Source organism: Gordonia sp. i37 (genome assembly GCF_002043085.1).
In the GTDB taxonomy this organism is placed as follows: domain Bacteria; phylum Actinomycetota; class Actinomycetes; order Mycobacteriales; family Mycobacteriaceae; genus Gordonia; species Gordonia polyisoprenivorans.
This window is the reverse complement of record NZ_MVPX01000553.1, coordinates 1-2,512: the sequence shown is the minus strand read 5'-3', so window position 1 is coordinate 2,512 and position 2,512 is coordinate 1. Positions and strand designations below refer to the sequence as shown.

The following is a 2,512-nucleotide window of genomic DNA, read 5'->3' as shown; positions in this document are numbered from 1 at the left end:
CCGCGCTCGCCGGCACGGCCGCCCTGGCGCTGATGCGCGACTCCGAGCGGGAATCCGATCTCGGTCGTATGTTGACCGAGGCGCCGACGGTCCGCGTCGAATCCCTCGGAGATCAGACCGATTTCCTGGAAGCGGCGAATCCCTGGGTCATCACCCTTCCCGACGAGGTCGACACCATCGTCTCCTGGCTCGGCGAACATCTCACGGGCCCAGCGGTTCCCGTGAAGGTCGGTCTCTCGCATCAGGCAGCGGTCTCGACCTCAGCCGATGGCCGCGAGATCGTCACGCGAGTTCGCGTGCTGCCCGGCGACCGCGTCGTGTGGGATACGGCAATGGCCGGTCGGCACGGCGAGGCCCGCGAAATCCTGGTCACGCACTCGATCGGCCACGACATCCGGACGGGACCCGGGCGACTCTTCTACGAGCTCGCACTCGACATCGCCGAACGAGGCGGTCGCGTGATCCGATTCGACCGTGCAGGTGTCGGCGAATCCGGCATCGTCAGCACCGATGACACCTATATCCAGCTTTACAAGCGCGACTACGTCCGCGAGGGCAACAGGATCATCGATGCGATCGACCCGCCTGCCGGCGCAACGATCGCTCACGTCGGTATCTGCCTGGGCGGGTGGATGGCGTCACACGCTGCTCTCGAGACGCACCGTAGGAGACCAGATTCAATTCGGTCGCAGGCAGTTCTGGTGAATACGCTGCGATGGCGGCTGCGTCCCGCCAGATTCACCGGGGTGGTTGAACGCCGACACCGGACTGGCTTCTTCAGCGCCGGCCCCGACGCCGCAGCATCCGCGGAACCGGCAGCGTCGCCCGCGAGGCGCCTCGGCAATCTCGACAAGAAGATCACCCGCCTCGTCGTCGGCGCCCTACCTAAGTCGCTCTACACCTATCTGAGCCGAACGGTGATGGCACGCAACCCCGACGCGCTGGTCGGCGCGCTTCGCCGTCAGGGCACCGGTGTCCGGATCGTTCTCGGCCCGGAAGATTACCGCACGTTCGACAAGTGGGGCGGCCCTGCGGGGTTCGCGAAGCGCGGCTGGAAGGTACCGCTGTACGTGACGTCCTCCGGAGATCACGTCGCCTATCACGCCGACGTCCAGCAGGCCACGAAGGCGGCGTGTCTCGATGCACTCGACCTCCCCGAGGTCGTGGTTCGTGTCGAGCAGGTTCCTCGCCGGATCGTCGCGGCGACGTAGTAGAAGGTCTCGCCTGCAGCGAACCGTCTACTACGTTCGCCGAGGGGATGGGGAACGTGACGGTGCTCGCGTGCGTCCAATGACGCATGAAATTACCTCCGGGGCTCCTTTCCCTCGCGATGCGCCATGACGGCGTACTCACCGCTGCCGACTTCCGGGCCTTCGGGCTCAACCGCGCTGCGGTCCACCGCATGGTGGCTGCCGGCGAGCTGATCGGTGTTGCCCGCGGTGTGCACCGGCTGGCCGCTCATCCGCTCACCGCCCGCACACGTCTGCGGACGACGGTGCTACGCGTGGGTATGCAGCCCGTCCTATCAGGGGTCTGCGCTGCATGGTGGTGGGGACTCGTGGATCGGCATCCGCCGGTCATCACACTGACGATGCCGTCCGGGACTCGGCGAAAGCGGGTGCCCGGGACGCGGATTCGCTACCGTGAGCTCGACACCGACGACGTGACCGTGCACTCCGGTCTGTCGATCACCGCGCTCCCGCTGGCGGTCCTCGAGGCAGGGGTCGAGCAGGGCATCGAGATCGTCGACCGCGCATTGCTCCGACGTCGGGTGAGTGAGCAACAGTTGGTCGACGCATATCGACGGCGGCGCGGTCGTCGGGACGCGGCGACGATGGGAACCATCGTCACCTTGATCGGCGCCGGCGGCCGTTCATATGCCGAACGCATAGCGATCGACATCTTCACCTCACACGGCATCACCGGCTGGGTTGCGGGGCATCCAGCACCTCCCTACGAGATCGACTTCGCCTTCCCCGTGCATCGCGTCGCCGTCGAGATCGACGGGATGGCCCACCACAGCGACGCGGAGGCCTTTCAGCGAGACCGACGACGCGGCAACGACCTCAGCGCCGCCGGCTGGAATGTCCTGCACTTCACCTACAACGACCTCCTGTTTAGGCCCGACTACGTCGTCGAGCGGATTCAGCGGGCGTTGGCCGCCGCAGACGTAGTAGAAGGTATCGCGTAGGGCGAACCTTCTACTACATCTCCAGCTGTGGTTGGCTCCGCACTCGGGGCCTCGGTGGGGGTGGTCGGCTGGGTGGTGGTCGGCGCTGTCGGGGTGGGCTGGGCAGCCGAGGTCTCGACGGCCGCTGTGGTGGGCTGCGACGTCGCCACCTCGACAGCCGGGGCCGCAGCGGGAGTCGGGGTGGGCTGGGACGTGGTCACCTCGGCGGCCGCCGCCTGCTGTTGCACCTGCGGCGCGATCACCCGCTGCGCTGCCGACTTCTGCGCTGCCGATTTCTCCGCTGCCGCCGCCAGATCCGCTTCGATCTGGGCGGCGTCCGAT

2 protein-coding genes and 1 pseudogene are annotated in these 2,512 nt (G+C 67.0%); 2 read left to right on the top strand and 1 reads right to left on the bottom strand.

The window, feature by feature from the left end:
• Both B1964_RS30585 and B1964_RS27340 read left to right on the top strand, forming a co-directional pair.
• A partial coding sequence (locus tag B1964_RS30585; RefSeq protein WP_172398983.1) for a hypothetical protein occupies positions 1-1,211 on the top strand: 1,211 nt, incomplete at its 5' end.
• Between the two features lie 86 nt (positions 1,212-1,297).
• On the top strand, positions 1,298-2,191 hold the full coding sequence (locus B1964_RS27340) for a type IV toxin-antitoxin system AbiEi family antitoxin domain-containing protein (RefSeq protein WP_079932051.1): 894 nt from the start codon (positions 1,298-1,300) through the stop codon (positions 2,189-2,191).
• Here the strand turns inward: B1964_RS27340 and B1964_RS30580 are convergent.
• A pseudogene (locus B1964_RS30580) lies at positions 2,146-2,512 on the bottom strand (mycolyltransferase); the annotation flags it as partial. The gene B1964_RS27340 and the pseudogene B1964_RS30580 overlap by 46 nt on opposite strands.